The 25,480-nt window shown below is 62.2% G+C and carries 23 protein-coding genes; 10 read left to right on the top strand and 13 right to left on the bottom strand.

Translation table 11 applies throughout. The annotated features are described in order from the left end of the window. Positions 1-18: 18 nt before the first annotated feature. From ACTJLB_RS01630 to ACTJLB_RS01615, 4 genes are all read right to left on the bottom strand, one after another. Positions 19-1,095 carry an ABC transporter permease gene (locus tag ACTJLB_RS01630; RefSeq protein ID WP_440782257.1) on the bottom strand — a complete coding sequence of 359 codons (1,077 nt, stop codon included), beginning with the start codon at positions 1,093-1,095 and terminating at the stop codon, positions 19-21. Next, complete coding sequence (locus ACTJLB_RS01625; RefSeq protein ID WP_440782256.1) at positions 1,085-2,737, bottom strand: sugar ABC transporter ATP-binding protein; 1,653 nt, start codon at positions 2,735-2,737, stop codon at positions 1,085-1,087. The genes ACTJLB_RS01630 and ACTJLB_RS01625 overlap by 11 nt, the downstream gene beginning before the upstream one ends. Positions 2,738-2,929: 192 nt before the next feature. After that, positions 2,930-3,961: an ABC transporter substrate-binding protein gene (locus ACTJLB_RS01620; RefSeq protein ID WP_087751714.1), complete on the bottom strand. Its 1,032-nt coding sequence runs from the start codon at positions 3,959-3,961 to the stop codon at positions 2,930-2,932. 109 nt (positions 3,962-4,070) lie between these two features. After that, positions 4,071-5,123: a LacI family DNA-binding transcriptional regulator gene (locus tag ACTJLB_RS01615; RefSeq protein WP_087751713.1), complete on the bottom strand. Its 1,053-nt coding sequence runs from the start codon at positions 5,121-5,123 to the stop codon at positions 4,071-4,073. A 342-nt stretch (positions 5,124-5,465) separates the two neighbouring features. Here ACTJLB_RS01615 and ACTJLB_RS01610 point away from each other — a divergent pair, with 342 nt between their 5' ends. Beyond that, positions 5,466-6,449, top strand: a complete 984-nt coding sequence (locus tag ACTJLB_RS01610; protein ID WP_440782255.1) for an aldose 1-epimerase — start codon at positions 5,466-5,468, stop codon at positions 6,447-6,449. An 84-nt stretch (positions 6,450-6,533) separates the two neighbouring features. On the opposite strand, the gene ACTJLB_RS01605 is transcribed toward ACTJLB_RS01610, so the two are convergent. Beyond that, entirely contained in the window at positions 6,534-7,331 is a 798-nt protein-coding gene (locus tag ACTJLB_RS01605; RefSeq protein WP_020067207.1) for an endonuclease/exonuclease/phosphatase family protein, read from the bottom strand. 109 nt (positions 7,332-7,440) lie between these two features. Continuing rightward, positions 7,441-7,998, bottom strand: a complete 558-nt coding sequence (locus ACTJLB_RS01600) for a hypothetical protein (protein WP_440782254.1) — start codon at positions 7,996-7,998, stop codon at positions 7,441-7,443. Positions 7,999-8,289: 291 nt separating this feature from the next. On the opposite strand from ACTJLB_RS01600, the gene ACTJLB_RS01595 reads away from it, so the two are divergent. The 3 genes from ACTJLB_RS01595 (at position 8,290) to ACTJLB_RS01585 (ending at position 11,080) form a co-directional block, all read left to right on the top strand. Next, a complete protein-coding gene (locus ACTJLB_RS01595; protein WP_440782253.1) occupies positions 8,290-9,267 on the top strand; it encodes an AAA family ATPase in 978 nt (325 codons plus the stop codon). Between the two features lie 242 nt (positions 9,268-9,509). Beyond that, positions 9,510-10,616, top strand: coding sequence for an NAD(P)/FAD-dependent oxidoreductase (locus ACTJLB_RS01590; protein WP_020067204.1), 1,107 nt, complete (start codon positions 9,510-9,512; stop codon positions 10,614-10,616). A gap of 152 nt (positions 10,617-10,768) precedes the next feature. Next, positions 10,769-11,080 carry a high-potential iron-sulfur protein gene (locus tag ACTJLB_RS01585; RefSeq protein WP_020067203.1) on the top strand — a complete coding sequence of 104 codons (312 nt, stop codon included), beginning with the start codon at positions 10,769-10,771 and terminating at the stop codon, positions 11,078-11,080. A gap of 256 nt (positions 11,081-11,336) precedes the next feature. Here ACTJLB_RS01585 and ACTJLB_RS01580 read toward each other — a convergent pair whose 3' ends face one another. Beyond that, a complete protein-coding gene (locus ACTJLB_RS01580) occupies positions 11,337-12,875 on the bottom strand; it encodes an amidase (RefSeq protein WP_193611000.1) in 1,539 nt (512 codons plus the stop codon). 207 nt (positions 12,876-13,082) lie between these two features. Beyond that, positions 13,083-13,781: a dienelactone hydrolase family protein gene (locus tag ACTJLB_RS01575; RefSeq protein WP_440782252.1), complete on the bottom strand. Its 699-nt coding sequence runs from the start codon at positions 13,779-13,781 to the stop codon at positions 13,083-13,085. Between the two features lie 305 nt (positions 13,782-14,086). On the opposite strand from ACTJLB_RS01575, the gene ACTJLB_RS01570 reads away from it, so the two are divergent. Both ACTJLB_RS01570 and ACTJLB_RS01565 read left to right on the top strand, forming a co-directional pair. Further along, on the top strand, positions 14,087-15,187 hold the full coding sequence (locus ACTJLB_RS01570) for an NAD(P)H-dependent flavin oxidoreductase (RefSeq protein ID WP_440782251.1): 1,101 nt from the start codon (positions 14,087-14,089) through the stop codon (positions 15,185-15,187). A 444-nt stretch (positions 15,188-15,631) separates the two neighbouring features. After that, positions 15,632-16,777: a branched-chain amino acid ABC transporter substrate-binding protein gene (locus tag ACTJLB_RS01565; protein WP_020067198.1), complete on the top strand. Its 1,146-nt coding sequence runs from the start codon at positions 15,632-15,634 to the stop codon at positions 16,775-16,777. A 105-nt stretch (positions 16,778-16,882) separates the two neighbouring features. On the opposite strand, the gene ACTJLB_RS01560 is transcribed toward ACTJLB_RS01565, so the two are convergent. Then, positions 16,883-18,094 carry an MFS transporter gene (locus ACTJLB_RS01560; RefSeq protein ID WP_440782250.1) on the bottom strand — a complete coding sequence of 404 codons (1,212 nt, stop codon included), beginning with the start codon at positions 18,092-18,094 and terminating at the stop codon, positions 16,883-16,885. A 235-nt stretch (positions 18,095-18,329) separates the two neighbouring features. On the opposite strand from ACTJLB_RS01560, the gene ACTJLB_RS01555 reads away from it, so the two are divergent. The 3 genes from ACTJLB_RS01555 to ACTJLB_RS01545 all read left to right on the top strand — a co-directional run bounded on the left by ACTJLB_RS01555 (position 18,330) and on the right by ACTJLB_RS01545 (position 21,229). Beyond that, positions 18,330-18,992, top strand: coding sequence for a HugZ family protein (locus ACTJLB_RS01555; RefSeq protein WP_440782249.1), 663 nt, complete (start codon positions 18,330-18,332; stop codon positions 18,990-18,992). A 397-nt stretch (positions 18,993-19,389) separates the two neighbouring features. Beyond that, positions 19,390-19,692 carry an H-NS histone family protein gene (locus tag ACTJLB_RS01550; protein WP_020067195.1) on the top strand — a complete coding sequence of 101 codons (303 nt, stop codon included), beginning with the start codon at positions 19,390-19,392 and terminating at the stop codon, positions 19,690-19,692. 298 nt (positions 19,693-19,990) lie between these two features. Then, a complete protein-coding gene (locus tag ACTJLB_RS01545) occupies positions 19,991-21,229 on the top strand; it encodes a cation diffusion facilitator family transporter (RefSeq protein ID WP_440782248.1) in 1,239 nt (412 codons plus the stop codon). Positions 21,230-21,379: 150 nt separating this feature from the next. Here the strand turns inward: ACTJLB_RS01545 and ACTJLB_RS01540 are convergent, their stop codons facing one another. The 3 genes from ACTJLB_RS01540 to ACTJLB_RS01530 form a co-directional block, all read right to left on the bottom strand. After that, the gene (locus tag ACTJLB_RS01540) at positions 21,380-21,838 is read right to left on the bottom strand and encodes an Lrp/AsnC family transcriptional regulator (RefSeq protein WP_006050474.1); all 459 of its coding nucleotides are present in this window, start codon (positions 21,836-21,838) and stop codon (positions 21,380-21,382) included. Positions 21,839-21,928: 90 nt separating this feature from the next. Beyond that, positions 21,929-22,558 carry an exonuclease gene (locus ACTJLB_RS01535; protein WP_440782247.1) on the bottom strand — a complete coding sequence of 210 codons (630 nt, stop codon included), beginning with the start codon at positions 22,556-22,558 and terminating at the stop codon, positions 21,929-21,931. Beyond that, complete coding sequence (locus tag ACTJLB_RS01530; protein ID WP_027776755.1) at positions 22,555-23,199, bottom strand: MBL fold metallo-hydrolase; 645 nt, start codon at positions 23,197-23,199, stop codon at positions 22,555-22,557. Before ACTJLB_RS01530 ends, ACTJLB_RS01535 begins: the two co-directional genes overlap by 4 nt. A gap of 644 nt (positions 23,200-23,843) precedes the next feature. Between ACTJLB_RS01530 and ACTJLB_RS01525 the strand changes: the two genes are divergently transcribed. Then, positions 23,844-24,449, top strand: a complete 606-nt coding sequence (locus ACTJLB_RS01525; protein ID WP_408413667.1) for a septal ring lytic transglycosylase RlpA family protein — start codon at positions 23,844-23,846, stop codon at positions 24,447-24,449. 136 nt (positions 24,450-24,585) lie between these two features. Here ACTJLB_RS01525 and rsmI read toward each other — a convergent pair whose 3' ends face one another. Beyond that, entirely contained in the window at positions 24,586-25,464 is an 879-nt protein-coding gene (gene rsmI / locus ACTJLB_RS01520; RefSeq protein WP_440782246.1) for a 16S rRNA (cytidine(1402)-2'-O)-methyltransferase, read from the bottom strand. Positions 25,465-25,480 lie beyond the last annotated feature (16 nt).

Raw genomic sequence — 25,480 nt, 5'->3', positions numbered from 1 at the left:
GCGATAAGGTTCCTGGCGTTAGCGCGAGCGCCGCTGCACGTACACCGCGGCGACGATAATGCCGGCCTTCACCACCAGCGCGGCTGCATCGGGAATGCCGTGCGCGAGCAACGTGTAGCGCAGCAACTGGATGATCAACGCGCCGACCAGCGTGCCGCCGATAAACGCCTTGCCGCCGGTCAGCGCCGTGCCGCCAACCGCCACCGCGGCGATTGCATCGAGTTCGATGCCGAGCCCGACCACGTTCGCATCCGACGAAGAATTAACGGAGATCGAAATCAGCCCGGCCAGTCCGGCCAGCGCCGCACACAGCGTGTAGGCGATCAGCTTGACGTGCGCCGTCGGCACGCCCGACAGATAAGCCACCTTCTCGTTGCCGCCGGTGATCAGCAGATACTGACCGAACAGCGTCTTGCGCACGACCCACGCGAATGCGACCACCAGCGCGAGCATGAGGAGCACCTGGAACGGCACGCCCGCGACCTTGCCAAGCGCAATCCACTGGAAGGCCGGCGTATTGAACGCCTGCAGGCTGCCGTCGGTGACGACCTGGGCAATGCCGCGTCCGGCGATGAAGAGGACGAGCGTCGCGACAATCGGTTGAACGGCGAGCCTTGTTACCAGCAGTCCGTTGAAGACACCGCACAACGCCGCGGCCAGCACCGGCAGCACAAACGCCAGCGCGATGCCGCCGGGTCCGGGTATGTTGAGGAACAGCATCGGTGCGAGCGCGCCCGAGATGGCCATCGAAGCGCCGACCGACAGATCGATGCCGCCTGTCGCAACCACGAGCGTCATGCCGATGCCGACGATCACGATCGTCACCACTTGCGTGAGATTCACGTTGAACGTCTGTAGCGACCAGAAATGCGGCGTGAAGATCAGGTTGAACAGCACCATCGCGAGCAGCACGATCACTTCTCGTTGCATCGCGAGGCGCCGCCAGTTGCGCATGCCGGTGGCTTGGGACGCGCGCGGCGCATTTGCCTGTGAACTTGCCTGCTGAGGCGACGCTTCGCCGCCGGTTTGCGGTCTTGCTTCCTGCCCGGCCTGCGGCTCGCTTTGCAAAGACTCCGTGTCCAGCTTAAACGCCATGACGGTCGCCCTCCAGCGCGGCTTCGATATGAGCGGCACTCGCCGTCTGTGCCGCTTCGGCCAGTTGCGAACTGCTGTCGCCGCCGTACGCGATGGCGTCCATGATCGCGCTCTCGCTCATTTCGGCGCCGTTCAGTTCCGCGACTGTCCGGCCGTCGCGAATCACGACCGCGCGGTCGGCCACCGCCGTCAACTCTTCCAGTTCCGAAGCGGACATGAGCACGGCGAGTCCCGCGTCGCGCAATTCGCGCACGATCTTCGCGACATCCGCCTTCGCACCCACGTCGATGCCGCGCGTCGGTTCGTCGAGCAGCAGAAGCGACGGCTCGGCGGCGAGCCAACGCGCAAGCAGCACTTTCTGCTGATTGCCGCCCGACAGCTCGCGGATAGGTTGATCGGCAGAGCGCAGCTTGATGCCGAGCGACGCAATGAAGCGGTCGACAATCGCCTGCTGTTTCTTTACATCGACTATGCCGTTTTTGGTCAGCGTGCGCAGACAGACGAGCGTGAGGTTGTCGCGCACCGACAGTTCCGGAACGATGCCTTCGGCCTTGCGGTCTTCGGTCAGATACGCGAGACCGCGCGCGATTGCGTCTTGCGGCGATTTCAGCGTCACCGTTGCACCGTCGATCGAGACCGACCCGCGTTCCAGCGGATCGGCGCCGAACATCAGCCGCATGGTTTCCGTACGTCCTGAACCGAGCAGGCCCGCCAGGCCCACGGCTTCGCCCGCATGCACTTCGAGCGAGACGTCGCTCACTTTCGGATGCGCGCCCAGAGCGCGCGCGGCGATGGCCTGCTTGCCGCGTCGTGCGAGATTCGCTTCGCGTGCCGTGGGATCGTCGTGCACGACGGCAGCGAGCGTACGGCCGAGCATCGTCGTCACGAGTTGCAGTTTGTCCATCTCCGCCATCGTGCTTTGCGCAACGGTCTGACCGTCGCGCATCACCGTGACGCGGTCGCACAACGCATACAGTTCGTCCAGCCGATGCGACACGAAGATCACCGCCCGCCCGTCGTCCCGCAGCTTGCGCACCACGGTGAATAGCAACTCCACTTCACGTTCGTCGAGCGAAGAAGTGGATTCGTCCATGATGACCATCTTCGCGTCGGAAGAAACGGCGCGCGCGAGTGCCACCATTTGCTGAATGGCGGTCGAATAGCGACCCACCGGTTTCTTCACATCGATATGCAAGCCGAATGAGTCGAGTAGTGCGGCGGCGCGATGCTGCACGGTGCGCCAATCGATCAGACCGAAGCGGCGCGGCTCGCGGCCAAGAAAAATGTTCTCGGCCACCGAGCGGAACGGCACCAGGTTGATTTCCTGATAGATCGTGCTGATACCGGCTTCGCGTGCCTGCTTCGGCGTGCGGAAATCGACTTCGCGGCCCTCGAAGCGCACGCTGCCCGAGCCGCGCCGATAAGCGCCGGTCAGGATCTTGATCATGGTGGATTTGCCTGCGCCGTTCTGGCCGATCAGCGCATGGACTTCGCCCGCCGCGACGCTGAGATTCGCGCCGCGCAACGCGGGCACGCCACCGAAGCTGATGCCGATGTCCTGCATCTCGAGCAGCAGCGGACGTGTAACTGGAGACTGCGAAGGCTGCGGGGAGTGCGGCTTGTGCATGCCGGATTGCGTCACAGGTGTCCTCCTGATGCGCGTACAACGCTCGGCGCTTTGCGCCTGATCATCTTACGCTGCATAAAAGCGAAGCGACGGTCCGTGCTTCACGGGCGCGTCGCTTCGAACCCTTCCGTCATCGGCTTGCAGAGGAGACTGCTTCAAGCCGGAGACTTCTTGCTGCCTGGTTGGCGAGCACCGCCAGCAACACGGTCAATAGCCGTATTGCATGCTCTGCTGCACGTTGCTCTTGTCGTAGAAACGGTCCGACACCTTGACCCAGGTCGGGATCTTTTCACCTTTCGCATAACGCTGAGCGACGTCGCAGGCGAGCGGCCCGAAGAACGGGCTCGACTGCACGCTCGCGCCCAGTTCGCCGGCGGCGATGGCGTCGAGTCCGCCCTTGGTGCCGTCGATGGTGACGATCTGGATGTCTTTGCCAGGCTGCTTGCCCGCCGCCTTGATCGCGGCGATCGCGCCGAGCGCCATCTCGTCGTTGTGCGCGTAGACGGCGGTGACGTCCGGATGGGCCTGCAGCAACGTTTCCATCACTTGACGGCCTTTGTCGCGCGCGAAGTCGCCGCTCTGCGACGCGATGATCGTCATGCCCGGATTCTTCGCGATGATTTCGTCGAAGCCCTTCTTGCGATCATTCGCTGCGGATGCGCCTGTCGTGCCTTCGAGTTCGATGATCTTCGCCTTGCCGCCCGTTGCCTTGACGAGCCAGTCTGCGGCGCGATGACCCTGATCGATGAAGTCGGAGCCGATGAACGTGATGTAGTCGCGGCCCGCGACGGCCACCGACTGATCGACGTTACGGTCCACCAGAATCACCGGAATGCCGGCCTTTTTCGCCTGAAGCACGACGGGAGCAAGCGGTTTTTCTTCGCGCGGCGGGAACACCAGCAGATCGACGTGCTGCGCGATCATGCTTTGAATGTCGGACACCTGCTTGGAGTTGGAGCCGTTGGCGTCGGTCATCACGAGCTGCCAGCCGCATTTCGCGGCCACTTCCTTGAAGCTGCGTGTTTCCGCGAGACGCCACGGGTTGTTGCTTTCGGTCTGCGCGAAGCCGACCTTGAGCGGAGTCTTGCCGGGCAGTTTCGGCAACGCGTCGTCCGCGTGCGCCGCGATCGCACCAAGACCCGCGCCTAGACCGACTGCCAGAGCCAGCAGCGAACCCGCCAGCGGACGAATCTTCTGCGTGCGCGCATTCCTGCGCGCCTCTTTGTTGAGCAACGCCATGTCTTCCTCCAGTACCTGGTGAGGTGTATTTTGCTTTTTGATTTTGCTTTCGCCCGACAACTTTGCCACGACCGGACGCGTCGATTATTTCACCGTGAATTATTATCGGTCAATCACTAATAATATTAGTCATGGGATTTTTTGCCTCGGTAATTACCCGCACTGAAGCACGTTCGACCAGCGGTCCGTCGAGCTTCACCATGCGGTGCCGCACCGGTGCGCCGGCTGCACGGTTGTGCTCTTCCTGAAGCAGCGTTTCGACGGCCCAACGTCCCAGTTCGTAGTTCGGCAGCACGACCGTGGATAGCGGCGGGTGCGTATGGCGGGCGATTTCCTGGTCGTCGTAACCCAGCACGGAGACGTCGTCGGGAACGCGGAGGCCGAGCTGCTTTAGCGCTTCGATCGCGCCGATCGCGGTCAGGTCGTTCGCACAGAAAATCGCTGTCGGCGGATTGGGTTCGCGCATCAGGGAAAGCGTCAGCTCGAAGCCGAGTCCGGAGCTCCAGTCGCCGTCGCGCACCAGTTCGGGCGCGTACGGCAGATCGGCCGTTGCCAGCGCGGTGCGATAGCCTTTGAGCCGGTCTTTCGATGCATCCTGCCACGGCTCGCCGTTGATATAACCAATTCGCCGATGTCCCGCTTGCAGCAGATAGTCGGTGGCCAGATGACCGCCCGCGACTTCGGCCGGCACGACCGACGAAAAGCCGCTGTCGCCCGTGTAGCAGTTCAGCAGCACGGTCGGCACGCGGGAGAGCGCGGCTGGCGGCGTCACCTTGCGCGTATAGACGGTCGCGTAAATCACGCCGAGTACGTGCGGGTTCGACAACGTTGTGTCCAGCACCTGCTTTTCGATGTCGGCGTTGCCGTGCGTCGAATAGACCGCCAGCATCTTGCCGCTCGCGTAGGCCGCGTCGCGCGCGCCGTCAACATTGACGACCGGATGCGGGCTCGTGGAGATTTCGTCGGCGAGATAGACGATCAGATTGCGTTCGTCGCTCGAAGCCGCGACCGGCGCGCGCGGTGCAAGCCGGTAGCCCAGGTCGTGCGCGGCCTTGAGAATCTTCTTGCGGGTATTCTCGGAAAACTTCGCGCCGGTCGCGTTGTTGAGCACCAGTGAGACAGTCGATTGCGACACGCCAGTGAATTTGGCGATGTCGGTCATGGTGGGACGGCGTTGAGTCGATTTTTTCATTGTGCGGGCCGCGCGGCAGCGGCGCTAAAGCGAAGACATGCTGAACATTCCGTGCTGACGGTACCACTAATAATATGCGCACGGCAACGCGCGCTAACCCGTCACGGTGGGCCCAGGTGGCGGGATGTTTCGAAGTGGCACGCATCCGAATTATTACTAATAATATTGACCGGCGTGTCATGGCATGCGATTCTGCGACGCGCGGACCTTGATCCGCACGGGCCGCGCAGAGTGCGCGGTACATCGACGCCAACAGGGTCCGCGCTGTAGCCGTTAGCCGTCTTCGCGCGATGCCACGTTTTCTCTCTCCACATGCCCGACGTTTCCGCCAATCCCAAGCTGCCTGCTGCAACCGAACTGGCATGGCTCGACGATCCTTCCATCGCGCCGCAGCTTGTCACGCTGACGGCCGGCACGCTACGGCTCGTGATCGCGCCTGCGATTGGCGGCGCGCTGGCTGCTTTCTACGAGAGCACGGCGAACGGCCCCCGGCACTGGATGCGGCCCGCTTCGCACGCCGCATTCACCGAGCGGGACCCGTTGCGCATGGCGAGCTTTCCGCTCTTTCCGTATTGCAACCGGATTCGCAATGCGCGCTTCGAATTCGACGGCGCCATAGTCGATCTCAGCGGTAACGACCCGCGCTTTGCGCACGCGCTGCATGGCAATGCGTGGCGACGTCCGTGGCAGGTTAGCGCGTTGACGCAAAATTCGGTGGACCTGCATTTCGAGCACGAACCCGATTCGCGCATTGCCGGCGATTGGCCATTCCGGTATCGCGCGCGGCAGCGCATCGAACTCAGCGATCAGGCGTTGCGCATCACGCTGTCGGCGCAAAACCTGGCGGGGCGGCCGATGCCGTTCGGCATGGGACATCATCCGTACTATCCGCGCACGCGGCAAACGCGCATCTACGCAGATGTAGCGGCAATGTGGCACGCCGACGCTCACGTGCTGCCGACGCATCTTGGTCCGCATCCGGCTGTCGATGCATTGCGCCGCGACGGTCTCTCGCCGGATGCTTTCGATCTGGACAACAACTTCGCAAACTGGGCGCGCGAAGCAACGATTGCATGGCCCGACGAAAGCCGTCAATTGACGATGACCGCCGAGGCGCCGTTCGACCATATGGTGATTTTTGCGCCCGCCGACGACTCGCAGCTATGCGTGGAACCGGTGACGAACACGACCGATTGCTTCAACGCGTCCGGTCCGCGCGAGCATGTCGGCGGCTGCGTGCTGCAGCCGGGCGAGGAACTCTCGGCTACGGTGACGTGGACGCCTAAACGGATGTAGCTGCTTTGGGCGCGGAGTCTGGCAGGATTAAAGAAAAGGGGCGGTCGCACCGCCCCTTACAACTTCAATTTCACCTTCGCGCCGTCATTCGACGCGCAACCGCGCCATGTACGGCAGGTGATCGGAGAGCCACGCGGTCTCCTGCGTCGGTTGAATCCACTCGATCGGCTTCATGCCGCGAATGAACATTTTGTCCAGCGCGAGGGCCGGCGAAAAGGCCGGGAACGTGCGGCCGGATTCGCCGAGCAGCGTCGCGACTTCGTGCAGGCCGTGTTCGCCGAAAAGCGGCACCGAGTCGTTGCGCCAGTCATTAAAGTCACCGGCCAGCACAAGCGGCCCGTCCGGCGCTTCTTTCGCGATCCAGTGGGCGATCCAGTTCATCTGACGCAAGCGCGCCGAGCGCGTAAGGGCAAGGTGCGCACACAACAAGGTGACCGAGTGCCCGCCGAACGTTGCGCGCGCGACAAGCAGGCCGCGTTTTTCAAAGCGATGCGCGGAGATGTCCCAGCGTCCGCCGAGATCGAGCGGATGCGGCGACAGGATCGCATTGCCGTGTCGCCAGGACGGTTTGAAGACGTTCGGCCCAAGCGCGATTTCGAGTTCGAGCGCCCGCGCGATTTCGGTAGCCTGGCAATGCCAGACATCGCTTAGCGGATCGGCAACCGGTGCGCCGAAACTGCTCCCCAGCACCGGCGACGGCATGCGCCGCGCCATGGCTTCCTGGAGAAAATAGGCGTCGGCCTGGGTCGACTGAACCCAGCGCTGCATGGCCTGCCAGGCCTGAAAGCCGAGCGGCGTTCTCCCTTTGTGAAGGTTCCAGCTCACCGCCACAAAATCTTTGGGTGCTGTGCTTTCGCGGATCAATTCTTCGGGGTTTCGCATGCCGCGTTATCCACGTGTTCTGTTTTCGGGGCTTTGATTATTCGTGCGTTGTTCACACAACGTTCAGGTTGGCTCTTCAGCTTCGCTTTTCAACCCTTTGCCTTGCCGCTCAGTTCGTAGCGTTCGCGCCACTTGCGCCACTCGTGGCACTCGCGGCACTCGCGCCTGCCGCCTCACTTGCCCCGTTAGTCAGGCTCGCGCGGACGCGATAGACCAAGTTCGGATCTTTGGCGACGATCGTCCAGCTTGCCGATTGACCCGCTGCCACTTTCAGACCCGGGTGGCTCGCGCTCACCTGACGCGGCTGCGGCGGCAGTTTGCAGCCGGTGTCCGTTTGCCGCGCGGCGGAGTCCTCGAAAGTTTCCTGCGCCTCGATGGACAGCGTGACCTCGTTACTGTCCGCCTGCAGCGGCGACACGGTTAGCGTCCGGGCGAGGTCGATGCTGCCGGCCGGCCGATCCTTGCAGCCGACGTTATGCTGAACCACCTTGTGATGCGTATCCGTGCGCGCCTGGCCAACCGTGGTCGTGCCTTCGAACGTGTCGATCTGCTGACCGTCGCGCAATACTTGCAACTCCCATTGAACAACCGGCTGCGGCGGCCGTTGTTGCGCGTGTGCGAGCAACGAAGTGCCAAGCAGCACGGCCACGATACTGGTTTTCCACATAAAGCAAATCTCCGGTGACTGCGTCCGGCAGCGTTGTCAGATGGCCATCTTACGCCTGAAGAGCAGAACGCTTTTCTGACAGGTTAAACGGGGCCGGGTTCAGCAACAATGCATTTCCGGTTGGGCCGGTAATCCGGACGGCGCTTCCCGCGCCCGTCTCAAATGACCGGCTGTTAGCAGCAGAGCCGCGCGACTGCTGGCTTGCGTGCCGATTTGTCCTCGTTAAACTGAACCTGAAACGGCGCCCGCCTGGGGTGCCGCCGAGCAAGGCCAGCCAGAACGGGGTGAGCAATGACAACAGCAATGGTCAAACAGGAAATCGCCGTCGCATCGTTCAGTCAGGTGTACGACCTCGATCAGGTCGAGGCCGCTCTGAACGATCTCGGTGAAGGCGCCAACGACGCGCTGCGTACAACCTACGAAAAGATGCTGAAAACCGGCAATCTGCGCTTCTGCGTCAAGCCGAACCGCATGCCGTCTATCGACGATCTGATCGACGCACTGCCGAACTTTGCCGACCCGCTCGACGACATTCGCAAGCAGGTCGCCCTGTGTCTCGAGACGGAAGACCGCCTCGAACTGATGCCGATCCTGCTGCTCGGCGACCCCGGCATCGGCAAGACGCATTTCGCGAAGCAGTTAGCGCGCCTGCTCGGCACGGCCTACCACTACGTCGCGATGAGTTCGTTGACGGCTGGGTGGATTCTTTCCGGCGCGTCGTCGCAATGGAAAAATGCGAAGCCGGGCAAAGTGTTCGACGCGCTTGTGAACGGCAGCTATGCAAACCCTGTTATCACCGTCGACGAAATCGACAAGGCGACCGGCGACTCGCAATACGATCCGCTTGGCGCGCTGTACGCGTTGCTGGAGCACGACACGGCGCAGACTTTCATCGATGAATTCGCTGAAGTTCCCATCAACGCCGGCCATGTAATCTGGATCGCCACAGCCAACGACGAGCGCTCGATTCCCGAGCCGATCATGAACCGGATGAATGTGTATGAAATTCCGCCGCCGGACCGTGACGGCGCGCGCCGGATCGCGCAATCCATCTACGCGGAAATCCGCGGCGCACACAACTGGGGTCTGCGTTTTCCTGAACAGATTGGAGAGGGTGCCTTGGAGGCGTTGAAGAATGCGTCGCCACGCGAAATGCGCCGCGCGATTCTGAACGGCTTCGGCGCTGCGCGGGTCGACGGGCGCGACGAGATCGGCGGCGGCGACATCCGGCTCGACTACGGCAACCGTCGCAGACCGATCGGCTTCTAACGTTCCTGCGCGCTCCTCTGCGCTCCAGTGCGCTAGTTCCGGCGCCGATGTCCGCGTGACGCCGCCTCGGGAACCACGGAGGGCATCAACCTCTGTGCGGCGTCGTACAATTCCACGCAGCGGGTTGCGAAACGGCAGTGCGTTCGCCAGCGAGCGGTGTAAGACGCTCGTTGGCTGCATGCTGGCGTCATCTATATTGGTGAACGAGGCGGCGCGCGGCGAAGTTGGCTGCGTCGAGGGACATGGACCAAATCGAATGTGTCGTAATCGGCGCGGGCGTGGTCGGGCTCGCGGTAGCGCGCGCCCTCGCGGCGCGCGGGCGGGAAGTGATCGTGCTGGAAGCGGCCGAGGCCATTGGCGTAGGCACGAGTTCGCGCAACAGTGAAGTGATTCACGCGGGCATCTACTATCCACGCGGTTCGCTCAAGGCAACGCTATGCGTGCGAGGACGCGAGATGCTCTACGACTACTGTGTCGAGCATAACGTGCCACATTCGCGCTGCGGCAAACTGCTTGTGGCGACGTCGTCCAATCAGATTCCGCAGCTGGAAAGCATCATGCACAAGGGCCGCGAGAACGGCGTGCTCGACCTGATGCGTATTACCGGCGACCAGGCGCAGGCGCTCGAACCGGCGCTCGAATGTGTGGCGGCGGTCTTCTCGCCGCAGACCGGCATTGTGGACAGTCATCAGCTGATGCTTGCGTTGCAGGGCGACGCCGAGCGCGATGGCGCGGTGTTCGCGTTCCACTCGCCGGTGGAGGCAATCGAAGCGAGTAATGGCCGCTTCATCATCAAAGTGGGCGGTGACGCGCCGGCCACCATCAGTTCGGCTTGCGTGATCAACAGTGCGGGCCTGCACGCGAACGCGCTGGCCCGCAAGATCCGCGGACTCGACGCGCGGCACGTGCCGCCGCTTTATCTCGCGCGCGGCAACTACTTCGGTATCTCGGGGCGCGCACCGTTCAGCCGGCTGATTTATCCGATGCCCAACGAAGCGGGACTCGGCGTGCATCTGACAATCGATCTTGGCGGCCAGGCGCGCTTTGGTCCCGACGTCGAATGGGTCGATGCAATCAACTACGACGTCGATCCACGGCGCGCCGAATCTTTCTACGCGGCGATCCGCGCGTACTGGCCCGCGCTTCCCGACAATGCGTTGCAGCCCGCCTATGCGGGCATCCGTCCCAAGCTGTCGGGTCCGGGCGAGCCTGCCGCCGACTTCGTGATTCAGGGGCCCGCCGCGCATGGCGTGCGCGGACTGGTCAATCTGTTCGGCATCGAATCGCCGGGACTGACTGCTTCGCTCGCGATCGCGCAACGGGTCTGCGAGTTGAGCGGGCGCGCGTGAGGGCGGCTGCGTCTGCCGCCATGCTGCGTCAATTCGTACCGATTCGCTTATCTCTATCATTTGAGCCGTCACGCACGGCGGCTTCATTGCTATGCTTGGGGACCGCTGTCGATAGAACGGCGATCAGTTCAATATAAATGGAGTGAGTCCCCATGAAAGCTTCCCGTCGTACGTTTTTGATCACCAGTATCGGTGTTGCCTCATCGCTCGCGCTGTCCCGCCAGGCGCTCGCCGATGCGCCGAAGGTCGCCGAGAGCGATCCGACCGCGCAAGCGCTCGGCTACAAGGAAGACGCCAGCAAGGTCGACAAGGCGAAGTTCGCCAAATACGCGCCGGGCCAGGACTGCGGCAATTGCAGTTTCTATCAGGGCAAGGCGGCAGACCCGTACGCGCCGTGCCCGATGTTCGCCGGCAAGCAGGTCGCGGCCAAGGGTTGGTGCAGCGCATATAACAAGAAGGCGTGAACACGTGCTTCACATGTCGTGCTGACATGTGAAGTGAATAGCGCTGCAAATATTGCGGCGCACGTTCAATGACCTGTCACTTGGGCGTCTGCCGCCATGCGCGGCAGACGCCCTTTTTGTGGCTTCACCGCGCGGACGCATATTGACGCTTACACAGAACATCACGGGACACTTTCCGGAGGTGCGATATCCGCATGGCGTTGGCGCCGGGCGTGTCTCAGCTGCTGAGCCCGAGTCGAACATCAACTGCGCCCGCCTAGCTGCGCGCTTTGATAAGCGGCGGCCGCTTGTCGAACCAGGGACGCGCCGCTTCCAGTTGCGCGGCGAGGCGCAACAGCGTCGCTTCTCCACCGTCGCGCGCGGCAAACTGCACGCCAACCGGGAGCCCACGTGCATTCCAGTAAAGCGGTATCGACATAGCCGGCTGGCCGCTCAGATTGAACAACTCCGTGCAGCCTGCCCACGCAAATGCTTTATTCGACGCTTCGGCAAGCAGCTTCTTGAGTAGCGGCTCAAGCGGCATCGCGCTGACGGCGCGCATTTGCATGCGTTCCGTCGAAGTCGGCTGCATCTCGCCGATCTTGATTGGCGCGCTCGCAAGCGTCGCGCATAGAATCACGTCGTAACGCTGCAGCAGACCCGTCAAACGTTCGGTGATGCGGCGCTGTTCTTCGAGCGCAGCGGGCAAGCCGCGTTCACCGAGCTTGCGGCCCACGTGCGCCATCACCCACGTCGAGATTTCGAACTCGTCGCGCAGCGGTTTGCGCCCGGTGATGCGCTCGGCGTTCAGCACGAGATCTTCCGCGGTGACGGACCAGAGCGTGAGAAACGCGTGTCTGACGGCCGCGAAATCGATGCCAAGCGAAATCGGCTCGATGTTATGACCAAGCGAACTCGCGAGTTGCGCGGCGTCCTCCAGTGCGGCGCGCGCATCGGCGGAGAGGGACGGCGCGAGCATCGGCTCGGTGACGTAAGCGATGTTCAGCGGTTTGCACGGCTCGCGGCTCGCGCCGAGAAACGTGCCGGGCGCGCCGAGCGGACGGTCGGCATTGCCAGCAAGAAGGTCGAGCAATACCGCGCTGTCGCGCACGCTGCGCGATACGCCGTGATCGATGCCGAGTTCGCCGGCCGTCACTGCGGCGGGCATGCGCGGCACGCGTCCGCGCGACGGCTTCAGTCCAAAGAGCCCGCAGCACGATGCAGGAATGCGGATCGAACCGCCGCCGTCCGACGCATGCGCAAGCGGCACGATTCCGGCGGCGACTGCCGCTGCCGCCCCGCCGCTGGAGCCGCCCGGCGTATGGTCGAGATTCCACGGATTGCGGCAGGCGCCAAACAGTTCGGGCTCCGTATAAGGCATCTGGCCCAGCTCGGAAGTGCTCGTCTTGCCGAAGATGTTCAGCCCTGCGGCCCTGGCAAGCGCGACCACTGGCGCGTCGTCGCCGGGAATGAAGTGACGGTAGTGGCGGCTGCCCATTGTCATGCGCAGTCCTGCAACGGGAGCGCCGAGATCTTTGATCAGATACGGCACACCGGCGAGCGCAGTCTGCGCGCTCGGCGTCGTTCCGTTGCTGCCGGCATCTGCGGGATTCGCTCCGTTCGTCATGCTTGCGTCGTAACGCGACGCGCGTTCGCGGGCCGCGTCATAGTCCTTCAGCACGATCGCGTTGATCGCGGGATTGACCGCCTCGGTGCGCGAGATCGCTGTGTCGATCAACTCACGCGCGCTCGCTTCGCGAGTTCGCACCAGTTCGGCGAGGCCGATGGCGTCATGGGCAAGATAGTCTGATAGCACGACGGAAGAGCCCTCGTTGCCGAATGTTGAATACCGGATATTCATGCGCGCCGGCGGCTGCGGCAAACAGGGCGCCGCGATATTCGAGCCGCTCATGGGCGCGCACAAAAGAAGACGGCGCGCTGGCGACGCGCCGTTCTTGACAGGGTAGCCGACTTACGCGCAGACGTGAAAAGCCGCGCGTATCGTGCCGACTATTGGCTTGACTTAAGCACGCTCGCCGAGGAACGTCAGCGTGCGGCCATGTGCGAGCGCCGAAGCGCGCTGGTTATACGACGCACGGTCCCAGCAGTTGAAGCCGTGATCGGCATTCGGATAGATGTGGAACTCGGTATCCGTGCGACCCGCGAAGCGCTCCTGAATCTGTCCGACGGCCGACAGCGGAATGTGCTCGTCGAGTTCGCCGTAGTGAAACTGCATCGGCACCTTGATCTTTGCGGCTTCGTCGAGCTGATTCTGGATGCCGCCGCCGTAATAGGCGACTGCGGCGTCCACGCTGCCTCGCGCCGCCGCCATATATGCAAGGCGTCCGCCGAAGCAGAAGCCGATGGCGGCGATCTTGCCGGTGACTTCGGGCATCCCGCGCAGTGCCGCGGCAGCGGCGCCGATGTCGTCGGCGGCCTCGTTCGCGTCGAGCTTTTGCATCAGTTCGATGCCCTTGGCGCGGTCGGCGCCTTCATACGTCAACTCGACGCGCGGCTGCACCCGCCAGAACACGTCCGGGGCGAGCGCGATATATCCGTCTTGCGCGTACTGATCGGCGACCGAACGAATGTGGCTGTTCACGCCGAAAATTTCCTGGATGATGATGACGGCCGGTCCCTTGCCGCCTTTGGGCAACGCGAGATAGCCGCCGAACGTGTCGTTGCCGGCAGGGATGTCGATCCATCGGGAAGTGGTGCTCATGATGTTCTCCATAGTCGCGCGTTGCGCGCGAGGTGAGTCTGCGGATTGAGTCCAGGTCAACGCAAGAGGCTCGAATGCCTGAAGCGGGCGGTCAGTTTGCCATCAAACGAACGCCGTTGCAGGCAGGGGTCCGGCAGCCTTGCGCGCAGCCTTCGGAAGCCGTGGCGACGCGCCTTCGGATGGCAATCTCGTAAGGCGATTGAAACGTTCTCGATAATTCATTTTTCCGTTGCGCGTGGTGCCGGTAGAGTCCACGGTAGTGGTTCGCCGTAATGAAGAGCGGGTCGCGCGAAGGAGAATCGATCATGGGTGAAGTCAATTTTGTGACGCCGTTTGCCGAGCGTTTTGAAATGCGGGTGCCGGTCGTCCAGGCGCCGATGGCGGGCGCGACCACGCCGGAGCTGGTGGCCGCAGTATCGAATAACGGCGGCCTGGGGACGCTGGCGGGCGCGGCGCTGTCGCCGGAGAAGATTGCAACCGATGTCGCGGCGATTCGCGCGCTCACCGATCGTCCGTTCGGGGTCAACCTGTTTGTACTGGAACCGGCCTCGCCGGACGACTCCACAGTGCGCCGCGCGCTCGAAGCAATCGACCCGGTGCGCGCGGATCTCGGCTTGCCGCCGGGCCGGCCGCTCGAACGCTATGCGCCCGATTTTCGTGCGCAACTGGAGGCGCTGATCGAGTCGCGCGTGCCGGTGGTCAGCTTCACTTTCGGAGTGCTGTCGAGCGAGGACGTCGCGCGGCTTCATGCCAACGGTCAGTATGTAATCGGCACCGCGACGCACGTCGCCGAAGGTGTCGCGTGGCGTGACGCCGGCGCCGATGCAATCGCCGCGCAAGGATCGGAGGCAGGCGCGCATCGCGGTACGTTCATCGGCTCATTTGAAGAAGCGCTGGTCGGCACGATGGCGCTCGTACCGCAACTCGTCGATGCAACCGGGCTGCCGGTGCTGGCTGCGGGCGGCATCATGGACGGACGCGGGATCGTCGCCGCGCTTGCGCTCGGCGCACAAGCCGCCGTGATGGGCACCGCGTTTTTGACGAGCCGCGAGAGCGCTATACCGCAGGCATGGAAAGAGCCGCTGCGTTCTATCACGGACACATCGACTTCAGTGACGCGTGCAATCACAGGCCGTCACGCCCGCGGCATACGTAATCCGCTGATGCAGCGTTTGAGCGATACGCCGCAGAACATCGCGCCGTATCCGGTGCAGAACGCATTGACGCAAGAGTTGCGTCAGACGGCCGCCCGCGCGCAGAACGGCGACTATCTCTCGTTGTGGTCGGGGCAGGGCGCACCGTTGGGCCGTGCGCGACGCGAAGACTTCGGCGCTGCTGAACTGATGGAGCAACTCGAGCAGGAATGGCGTGCGGCAAGCGCGCGTATTGCGGCATTCGGGCGCTGATCGGCATGAGTCAGGCGTGCATCGCCCCCGCTTGCGATGCACGTCGTTTTCACAATCAAAAGCCGCTCGAAACTTATTCGAACCATTAACGGTTTAACCCGCTAAAAGCTTGAGACCGGGTTCCTCAATGAACGCTTTACATAGCGGAAACCCGCATGGGCTGGAGTTCTCCGGCCCGCCATGCAAGCCGGAAACGGTCGCTGTTGGATAAACGCTATTAGTGTTCATCCCACTTCCTCAAAAAAGTCCCACAAATTAATTTGATAGCCTACACTTGCGCGCAAGTACGGGTCGCCGCCTGCCACAAACAGTCCGGCGAACGTGCTGGCCAAGTGCATGAACGATGCAACCGGCGTGGTCGTCCACGGGACTGAGCGACACGTGTAGGGGAAGCGGGGGCACAGGGCGATTACGTTGTTTTTGGGACCGAAACTGGAGACTTACATGAACATCAAGATTCAAAAGCTGTTGCCGATCAGCGCTGCGGCGATGCTGTTCGCGACGTTGGCAACATCGGCTGCGGCTGACACGGTCGTCAAGATCGGTCACGTTGCACCGTTGACTGGCGGTATCGCTCACCTGGGGAAAGACAACGAAAACGGCGCTCGCCTCGCGGTTGAAGAAATCAACGCGAAGGGCCTGACGATTGGCGGCCAGAAAATCACGCTGCAACTCGACGCACAAGACGACGCAGCCGACCCGCGTACCGCTACGCAGGTCGCGCAGAAGCTGGTCGACGATAAAGTCGTCGCAGTGGTCGGCCACCTGAACTCGGGCACGTCGATTCCGGCTTCGAAGATCTACAGCGATGCAGGCATCGTGCAGATCTCGCCGTCGGCAACGAACCCGGCCTACACGCAACAAGGTTTCAAGACGACGTACCGCGTCGTCGCAACTGATGCGCAACAAGGTCCGGCACTGGCTAACTACGCAGCCAAGGGTCTGAAAGTGAAGAGCGTCGCGATCGTCGACGACTCGACCGCTTATGGCCAGGGTCTCGCGAACGAATTCGAAAAGACCGCAAAGTCGCTGGGTCTGAACGTGATGTCGCATGACGCGACGAACGACAAGGCTGTCGACTTCCGCGCAATTCTGACGAAGATCAAGGGTGAGAATCCTGACGCCATCATGTACGGCGGCATGGACGCAACCGGCGGCCCGTTCGCGAAGCAAGCCAAGCAGCTCGGCCTGCGTGCGAAGGTGCTGGCAGGCGACGGCGTGTGTACCGACAAGCTGTCCGATCTGGCCGGCGACGCAACCGACAACATCGTCTGCTCGGAAGCCGGTATGGCGCTCGAGAAGATGGAAGGCGGCCCGGCGTTCCAGGCAAAGTATCTGAAGCGTTTCGGCCAGCCGATCCAGATTTACGCTCCGTTCACGTATGACGCGGTGTACATCATCGTCGACGCAATGAAGCGCGCTGGCTCGACCGATCCGGCGAAGATCCTGGCTGCAATGCCGAACACCGACTACAAGGGTGTGATCGGCCAGACGACCTTCGATTCGAAGGGCGACCTGAAGCACGGCGTGATCTCGCTGTACAACTACAAGTCGGGCAAGAAGACGCTGCTCGACGTGGTGAAGATGTAAGAGCGCATGTACGCGGGCAGCTTGCGCTGCCCGTGAACGCATGATTAAAAAAGGCACGCGTACCGTCAGGTCGCGTGCCTTTTCTTTTGATGCCGCGCGTTGTTGCTAGATTTTCAGGCGTCGCAGTACTTTCGGGCCCGCGAACGCAATCAACGCACAACACACGGCGACAACGGAAAGCCCGATCGACAGATTGGTCACCTGCGCGACTGCACCGATCACCACTGGCCCGAACAGCAGCCCGAAATACGCGAGCCCGGCGACGTGCGCGAGGCCTTCGGCTGCGTGAATGCCCTTTACGCTCGCCGCGGCCGCGAACAGCACTGGCATCATGTTGGCCAAGCCGAGGCCCATCAAAGTGAAGCCGACTAGCGCGGCGACCGGCGTCGGCAGCAGGAGCGCGCCGATCATTCCCGCGAGCGCGAGCGTTGCGCTGCCCATGACGAGTTGCGGAGCGCCGAAGCGTGCGCGCACGGCGTCGCCGGCAAAACGGGCCGCCGCCATGCCGCCGGAAAACGCGGCATACGCAGCGCTCGCGAGCGCGGGCGTGGCGAGGACGACGTCGCGCATATAGACGGTCGCCCAGTCGTACATTGCGCCTTCTGCGATCAGCGCGACGAGCGCCATGGTGCCGAGCGCCCACAACGCCGGCGAGCGCCAACGATTGGCGCGCGGCGTCGCGGAATCCGGATGATCGTCGTGCGGTACATGCGGCAACACTGCCGGACACGCGGCGATCAGCACCAGTGCGCTGACGGTGGCTGCCAACGCCAGATGCACGGCCGGCGCCATGCCGTGCGCGAGCAGCGCGCCGCCCACCGCCGCACCGAACATCCCGCCGACGCTGAACATGCCGTGCAACGACGACATGATCGGCTTGCCCAACGCTTTCTCAACGGCGCTGGCCTCAGCGTTCATGGCGACATCGAGCGTGGCCATGCCCGCGCCGAACGTTGCCAGCACGATCAGCAAAAGCCAGTAATACGGCACCACCAGGATCAATGCGGCGCAGACCGCCATCACGAGGCCGCCGGTCAGGCAGGCGCGGCGTGTGCCGACACGCGCGATCCACGACGCATTGGCGGCCATCGCGCCGATCGAGCCGCCGGCGACGGCGAGAAGCGCCAGCGACAGCAATGCTGGACTAAGCTGGAAACGGTCGCGCACGGTTGGCACGTGCACACCCCACGACCCGTACACCATCCCGGCGATGAAAAACACTGCCATGGTCGCAATGCGGGCTCGCTGACGAACTGTGTAGGACAGGTCTCGGTGAGCGGCGGGGATGGCGGCGAAGTCGGGAGAGCGATCGGACACGGAAGTCTCGTGGAGAAAGATGCTGGGAGAAAGCGCACTGAAAGCGAATTTCCGATTCTAACCAGGCACGCTGTCTTATGCTTGAAGCGCTCAAGACCATGAAAGCTTGCGTCTGGAGGCGATCGACGCCGACTGCAAGCGCTGGCGCCGGCCCTAGGCGATAGCTCAGGCGTCCCCCGTGCAACTGCGCTTTCGGGGTCTCAGGCGAGCAGAGATCATTCAACAAGGAAAGCAATTGAACATTCCCGCACAAGCGCCATTGCACCTGCTGCATACCTCCGCCGTCGGTACCCTCGCGACGCACGCTCGCCAGCCGGAAGGTTTCCCTTATCCCTCCGTGCTGCCATTCGCGCCAGACGCGCGCCACCGGCCTACGATTCTGGTGAGTCGGCTCGCGGAGCATACGCACAACCTGCATGCGGACCCGCGGGCCGGCTTTCTCGTTGTCGACGCGCCCGAGGGCGACGTCCTCAATGGTCAGCGCGTCACCTTGCTGGGAACGTTTGAACCGGTCGATCCGGCGCCGGAGCTCGTCGCGCGCTATCTGCGCTATCACCCTGACGCGGAGCGCTACCTCGTTCTCGGCGACTTTACGTTCTGGACCATGACGCTCGACCGCCTGCGCTATATCGGCGGGTTCGGTGCGATGGGGTGGCTTGGCGGCGACGAACTGGACCCGCTGCCCGCGCTGGAATCCGATCAGGAAGAAGCACTCATAGGTGAATTCACCGATGCGTTTTTAAACCGATCCGGTTATCAGCTCATCGGCGTGGACCGGTATGGCGCTGATTTAAGAAAAGATGGGCTTCGCAAACGTTTTCCATTCGACAGCGGAATGCCAGATCGGGAAACCTTGCACGTGGCGCTAGAAGATTGCATGAGGCGACAAACAAATTAGGCGTTTATTGCCGATTGCCAAAGACCTTATCGCAGAAAAGACGGCGGGAAAGTTCTATCGCAATATGTTACGTGGTCTCATATCAAAGCTTTCATGAAATGACATGTTCGGCCGTTGAAACGTATCTTAATTTTCATCTGCTGATAATTAATCCCATAATTACCGACACGACAAGGCCTTCCGCTGCAAAATGCGGGCATGGCCAAATGAAAGGGAACACGTGGACACCGCGCCAAACGGAAAGTTTTTGAAACGAAGAAGTATTAGTTTCACGCCGATGCATTTGTAGTCTTTCTATTTTGTGTTAATCTCGCGTTCAAATTCCGAGGCATGAACACCTTCAAAGGGCAAGCTGGCTTAAGACTGGCAGTCGTTAATTCAAACCACAAGGGAACCTATGTCTTCCTACAAGGAACTACTCGCGCAGCGAGAGAAGCTTGAAAAGCAGATCGAAGAGGCTAAGTCGCGCGAATACGCGGAAGTGCTGAACGAAATCAAACAGAAAATGGCCGACTACGGCATCTCGCTTAGCGAACTGGGCGGCGGTCGCGCACCTAAAGGCGCCAAAGCCGCGCGTCCGCGCGCGGGCGTTGCACCGAAATATCGTGACCCGGAATCCGGCAGCACGTGGTCCGGACGCGGCAAACCGCCGCGGTGGATCGCCGGTCTCGATCGTGAGAAGTTTCTGATTCAAAAGTAATTCCCTCGGAATTACTCAGATGTAAATGGCTGCCCCATTAAATGTAATACGAATACGAGCCGGACGCCTAAGCGCTCCTGCCTCGTCATGAAAGGTCGCGTGCTGTTCAGAACGCGACCTTTTCATTGTCGCGTCTAAGTCGCCCAAAAAATTGCCGCATGTGGTGGTTCGCGTAATTGGAATGCGAATGGTTTTCGTTTTCATAAGCGGCTGATTTTTATGGATGTTTTTCGAGTCAACGCAGTTTAAGAAGGCCCGGCGGGTAGAATGTAGGCATTGAACTTCTGCTTTCTTCAAGATGCCCTCCGCCGCCGTTGAGTCCGCCGAGAAACACCGCGTCGCGCGCAAAAGTACGTTTGTCAGTATTGCGCTGAATGCCGTATTGATGGCGCTGCAAATCGCCATCGGCGTGTTCGCGCACTCACAGGCACTCGTGGCCGACGGCATCCATTCTCTTGCCGATCTGATTTCAGATTTTGTCGTGCTGTTCGCCAATCGGCACAGCGGCGCAAAGCCGGATGCGGATCACAATTACGGGCATAGCCGTTACGAAACGGTCGCTTCGTTATTTCTTGGCGCGCTGCTCATTGCAGTCGGCGTCGGCATGTTGTGGCGTGCCGGCACTCGCCTCGCCGATGTCGACAACATTCCGGCCGTTCATCTGAGCGCTCTGTTCGTGGCAGTGCTCGTGCTCTTTTCCAAAGAAGGACTGTTCCGCTACATGCTGCGCGAGGCGCAGCGCGTGCGCTCGGCCATGCTGATTGCGAACGCGTGGCATGCGCGCTCGGACGCGGCATCGTCGCTGGTGGTCGCGCTCGGTATTCTCGGCAGTCTCGCCGGCGTGCGGCTGCTCGATCCCATCGCTGCCGCAATCGTCGGTTTCATGGTGGCGCGTATGGGCTGGATGTTCGGGTGGGACGCGCTGCAGGATCTGTCGGACCGCGCGCTGGACGAAGCCGCCACTGCCGACATGCGCGCACTGTTGCTGTCGACGCCGGGCGTGCGCGACGTCCACGAACTAAGAACGCGAAAAATGGGCGACTTCGCGCTCGTCGACGCACATATTCTGGTCGATCCGCTGATCTCGGTGTCCGAAGGGCATTACATCGCAGAGAGTGCACGCCTGCGTGTGTTGAGCGACAACCGTGTGCTCGACGCGCTGATCCACGTCGATCCCGAGAACGATGCGGTTGCGCATCCGCCGGTCGGGTTGCCTTCGCGCGAGCGGATCGTTGCCGACGTGAATGCGGCATTGGCGACGGTCGGTCTCAAGGCCGCGGCGGTCAACATTCATTATCTGAGCACCGGGCTCGACGTCGAAGTCGTACTGCCCGCGCAGTCTTTGCGCGATGACGGCCGGGAGAGCATGGGGGCGCTTCAACGTGTCGACCTCGCCGCGCTCAAGCGCCGCCTTGGCGCGCGCAAGCTCGATTTACTGCGTGAAGTCGACACGCCGTCGGCGCAAAGCGGTTCGCCGACGCAGGCCGGCGCGGGTGCGGATCGTCACAAGAGCACGGTCCCGCACGGCACCAGCTAAGGCGCGAGAGGATGCAACTCGACGCGACGCGTCGAATGCCGTTGCAACCTTCGTTGAACGAGCCACCGCACGCAGCCGCACCGTTTTGTGCTGCAACTAAACGGCTTGCGGCTATCCAACGCAGCGAACCTCAGCGCACGTCCGCGCATATCACAGCGGTAGTTGCGTATCGAATTTGATTTCGCGCAGCACGACGCTCGTGCGTACCTGAGCAACCGCTGGAATCTTGAAGATGCGTTCGTGAAGGAACGTGTCGTACGCCTTGATGTCCGGGGCGACGATCTTGAGGATGTAATCGGACTCGCCGGTGGTGCTGTAGCACTCAGTCACTTCCGGGCAAGTGGCGATTTCCCGCTCGAACTGTTCGACGCCGCCTTCGGTATGACGCGTGAGGTGAATGTGCGCGAGCGCGCACACGTGCAGCCCCAGTTTTTCGCGATCCAGTAGCGCCGTGTAGCGCTGGATCACGCCCGATTGCTCCATGTCCTTGATGCGCCGCCAGCATGGCGTGCTCGACAGACCGACCTGGTCGGATATTTCTTGCACCGAGCGGCGTGCATCCAGCTGCAAAAGGCGCAGGATTTTTTGAGAGAACGTATCGAGTGTCAACTGCGCCTCCGTTGGCGTCGCCGTATCACCGCATGGTAGAGGGCGCGAAAACGAAACGCAATGCAAAACGGCCTGAGCGAGGGAGATTACCTAATTTGCCGGTTCCTCAGCGGGATTTTGTCCTGACGCGTCCCCTTCTACGCCGCCCGCCGAGCCTGCCGCCTGCATTGCGCGCAGATCCTTCAGCATGTTGCAGAAAAGCGCGCCCTGCTCGATAGCGTCGTCTAGCGCCACATGGGTATGCGGATGTTCGTCGAACCAGTGTTTCGGAAAGCGCGGCTTGATGTTCTTGCGATACGGCAAGCCGGTCATTGCGAACGCGAGTGTCTTGATGTCGAGCGCCGACCACGAGAACGGGCAACGGCCGACAAAGCGCATCATGTACCAGAACATGTAGGTGAAGTCGAAGCCGGCCGGCATCGCGACGAACACCGGTTTGCCGGGCAGCGCCTCGACCCAGTCGACATACGCCGCGAGCGCGGCCTCCGGACGCTGCAAGTCCTTCCGGCACGCTGCCCAGGCTTCCGGCTGCGTCTTCCACCACGCTTCTTGCACGGGATGCGGCGCGGCGCCTTCGAGCAACTCCAGATTCGCGGAGAACGTGGCGATGAGTTGCTTGTCTTCCGTATAGGCCGCCGACGCGAAGCTCAGCATCGAATGCGGACCGGGAATCGGGCCGTCCGCTTCGACGTCGGTGCTGACATAGATTTCGCTGCTCATGCGACGACTCCGTCGGCAACATAGGGATTGCTACGCCGCTCCGCGCCGAAGGTCGACGTCGGACCGTGGCCCGGGACAAAGGTGACGTCGTCGCCGAGCGGCCAGAGCTTTTCGCGAATCGAGCGCACCAGATCCGCATGATTGCCGCGCGGAAAATCCGTGCGGCCGATCGAACCCGCGAACAGCACGTCGCCGACCAGCGCTAGCCGATGCGCACGGCTAAAGAACACGACGTGGCCGGGCGTATGCCCGGGGCAGTGATAGACCTCGAGCGTCTCGTCGCCGAATTGCACGGTGTCGCCATTGTCGAGCCAACGATCGGGCTCGAATGCGTCGGCTGCCGGAAAGCCGAACCGCGTGCTCTGATCGGGCAGTTTGTCGAGCCAGAAGCGTTCGTCGGGATGCGGGCCTTCGATCGGCACTCCGTAATGCGTGGCGAGTGTCTTCGCACCTGCGCAGTGGTCGATGTGACCGTGCGTCAGGAAGACTTTCTCGACGCTCACGTTCTGGCGCGCGATCTCAGCCTGAATGACGTCCAGATCGCCGCCCGGATCGACGACGGCCGCGCGCCCGGTTGCCTCACAAACGAGCAACGAGCTGTTTTGCTGGAACGGCGTGACGGGGATCAAAGTGACTTTCATGAATGACGGCGCCGCGGGGAAAACGTTGATTGTACCGGCGTCTCGACGCGCCGCGCCGACGTTCGCCGGCGCCCGCGAATGCTTGCGGCGCAGCGTTTTGTCTGCTCATTCTTGCAGCAATGGTGAAGATTCATCAAGGTTTTCAGTCGCTTAGCAACACAGCATTCTGTTTTGGGTATAATGGACCCCATGCACGAGGAATCGTGCTGCCACAAGGCGATGCGTCCCTATCACAAATAGGAGCGCGGATCGCCACTCAAGTATGGGCTGTCGCGGTTTTGGACGGCCATCAGGTATCGAGCTTTCGATGCACACGTCTTGCCCAGCCAGGCGCCACGCGCCTGCTATGACTCTTACGGTCGTGACGCTGGGTGGGGCCTACGCCGCCGTTCCTGCACGCTGAGTCTCGCGCGCAAGAACGTGTTTGCCACGTTCGATGGCGGCATGTGGGGTCTGGTCAGGCTGCCGGGGACAGGTTGCGCCAGACGTGAAAATTAACCGTGCGGTAGCGGCTGAATGAGCCGCATCCGGGCTTTGACGTTCTGCGCTCGTCTGCGCGGCGCGTTGTCGTCCTTTGCCGCCGGAGTCGCAGGCAACACGCTCAACTACGCGTGATGCGGCTCGACAATTTGATTGCACGTCTTATGAAAACTCGGTTATCCCGTAGTCTGGGGACACTTTTTGCCTTTTTTGTGCTGGCCGGTTGCGCCACGCCGCCGGGCGTCGACAACAGTGTCGCAAGCGCCGTGCCGCTCCGCACAAAGAACACGCAAGCTGCGTCTTTCGGACCGCAAGCCTACGGCAGCGCGCCGGCGTCCGCCGATGCTGCCGCGCAAGGGCCATCGCTGGCAGATGCAAAGCCTCTTTCGGATGACAGTACCGGTGCTTCGGACTTTCATCAGACCGGACGCGCCTCCTGGTACGGCCGCGGCTTTCATGGCCGCCGCACCGCCAATGGCGAGCGTTACGACATGCACGCGCTGACCGCCGCGCATCGCACGCTGCCGCTCGGTTCGTATGTGCGAGTGACGAATCCCGCCACTTCGCGTTCTGTCGTCGTGCGGATCAACGACCGCGGCCCGTACGCTCGCGGCCGCGTGATCGATCTGTCGATGGCGGCAGCGAATGTTCTCGATATGCGCCACGCGGGCACCGCGCGCGTGAAAATCGAAGGTGTGACGCAGGACGAAGCGCGCCAGGCGCGTGACGAAACGCTGGCGTCCGATTCGGGTCCGATCGCGCAGAAGTAATAGGCGCAGGGCGCTGTTTGCGTCGGTCGGTATGGCGAGCTACGTCCGCCTGCAGAAAAAAGAAGGGCCGCTCATGCACATGGGCGGCCCTTTTTGTTTGACCTTTGCTGTTGCGTGTAAGGCGCTGCCGTTTCTCTCAATCGTCTTCTTTCTTGAGCGCCAGTGCGCGCGTGTACAGCGCGTTGCGCGACGCGCCGGTGATCGACGCCGCGATCCTGGCCGCGCTGCTCACCGTCAACTCCTCCAGCAACATCTCGAGCAACGCGTCGTGATCGTGTTCGCCGGCCGTTTCCTGCTGCGCGCCTTCGACCACCAGTACGAACTCACCGCGTTGGCGGTTTGGATCGCCGGCGAGCCACGTTGGCGCTTCGGCCAGGGTGCCGCAATGCAAGGCTTCGTGTAACTTCGTCAGTTCTCGCGCGATGAGCAGCTTGCGCTCGCCGCCCCAGGCATCGGCCAAAGCCTGCACTGTTTCGACGATGCGGTGCGGCGCTTCGTAAAAGACCATCGCGTGCGGATGCTGCGCGAGGGTTTGCAGCGCGGCGGCGCGGGCTTTAGGTTTCGGCGGAAGGAAGCCGAGGAACGAGAACGTCGAGACCCAATCCCCCGCCGCGCTCAGCGCAGTGGCAAGTGCACTCGCGCCCGGCAGCGGAATCACTGCGAAGCCCGCTTCGCGAGCTGCATCGACGAGCTTTGCGCCCGGATCGGAGATTCCAGGTGTGCCCGCGTCGGACACATAGGCCACGCGCTCGCCTGCTTGCAAATGCTCGACGATGCGTTGCGCGGCGGCTCGCTCGTTATGTTGATGAACCGCGATGAGCGGCTTCGAGATGCCATAGCGCGCGAGCAACTGACCGGTGTTGCGCGTGTCTTCCGCGGCGATGCGGTCTACGAGTCCGAGCACATGCAGCGCGCGCAGCGTGATGTCGGCGACGTTGCCGATCGGCGTGGCCACCACATACAGCGCGGCGGCGGGGTACTGCTGTCCTTGCGCGAGTTCAGAGAGAGGAGTCATGAGGCAGAAAACGCAA

This window comes from Paraburkholderia sp. 22098, from assembly GCF_052045935.1.
In the GTDB taxonomy this organism is placed as follows: domain Bacteria; phylum Pseudomonadota; class Gammaproteobacteria; order Burkholderiales; family Burkholderiaceae; genus Paraburkholderia; species Paraburkholderia caledonica.
The sequence above is the reverse complement of the archived record's forward strand: the minus strand, read 5'-3'. Positions and strand labels throughout refer to the sequence as shown.

Coding starts and splice junctions, on each gene's coding strand:
- ACTJLB_RS01630 (WP_440782257.1), bottom strand. CDS start 1,095: ATGGCGTTTAAGCTGGACACGGAGTCTTTGCAAAGCGAGCCGCAGGCC.
- ACTJLB_RS01595 (WP_440782253.1), top strand. CDS start 8,290: ATGACAACAGCAATGGTCAAACAGGAAATCGCCGTCGCATCGTTCAGT.
- ACTJLB_RS01565 (WP_020067198.1), top strand. CDS start 15,632: ATGAACATCAAGATTCAAAAGCTGTTGCCGATCAGCGCTGCGGCGATG.
- ACTJLB_RS01570 (WP_440782251.1), top strand. CDS start 14,087: ATGGGTGAAGTCAATTTTGTGACGCCGTTTGCCGAGCGTTTTGAAATG.
- ACTJLB_RS01585 (WP_020067203.1), top strand. CDS start 10,769: ATGAAAGCTTCCCGTCGTACGTTTTTGATCACCAGTATCGGTGTTGCC.
- ACTJLB_RS01615 (WP_087751713.1), bottom strand. CDS start 5,123: ATGACCGACATCGCCAAATTCACTGGCGTGTCGCAATCGACTGTCTCA.
- ACTJLB_RS01600 (WP_440782254.1), bottom strand. CDS start 7,998: ATGTGGAAAACCAGTATCGTGGCCGTGCTGCTTGGCACTTCGTTGCTC.
- ACTJLB_RS01530 (WP_027776755.1), bottom strand. CDS start 23,199: ATGAAAGTCACTTTGATCCCCGTCACGCCGTTCCAGCAAAACAGCTCG.
- ACTJLB_RS01610 (WP_440782255.1), top strand. CDS start 5,466: ATGCCCGACGTTTCCGCCAATCCCAAGCTGCCTGCTGCAACCGAACTG.
- ACTJLB_RS01605 (WP_020067207.1), bottom strand. CDS start 7,331: ATGCGAAACCCCGAAGAATTGATCCGCGAAAGCACAGCACCCAAAGAT.
- rsmI (WP_440782246.1), bottom strand. CDS start 25,464: ATGACTCCTCTCTCTGAACTCGCGCAAGGACAGCAGTACCCCGCCGCC.
- ACTJLB_RS01535 (WP_440782247.1), bottom strand. CDS start 22,558: ATGAGCAGCGAAATCTATGTCAGCACCGACGTCGAAGCGGACGGCCCG.
- ACTJLB_RS01545 (WP_440782248.1), top strand. CDS start 19,991: ATGCCCTCCGCCGCCGTTGAGTCCGCCGAGAAACACCGCGTCGCGCGC.
- ACTJLB_RS01620 (WP_087751714.1), bottom strand. CDS start 3,961: ATGGCGTTGCTCAACAAAGAGGCGCGCAGGAATGCGCGCACGCAGAAG.
- ACTJLB_RS01550 (WP_020067195.1), top strand. CDS start 19,390: ATGTCTTCCTACAAGGAACTACTCGCGCAGCGAGAGAAGCTTGAAAAG.
- ACTJLB_RS01525 (WP_408413667.1), top strand. CDS start 23,844: ATGAAAACTCGGTTATCCCGTAGTCTGGGGACACTTTTTGCCTTTTTT.
- ACTJLB_RS01590 (WP_020067204.1), top strand. CDS start 9,510: ATGGACCAAATCGAATGTGTCGTAATCGGCGCGGGCGTGGTCGGGCTC.
- ACTJLB_RS01575 (WP_440782252.1), bottom strand. CDS start 13,781: ATGAGCACCACTTCCCGATGGATCGACATCCCTGCCGGCAACGACACG.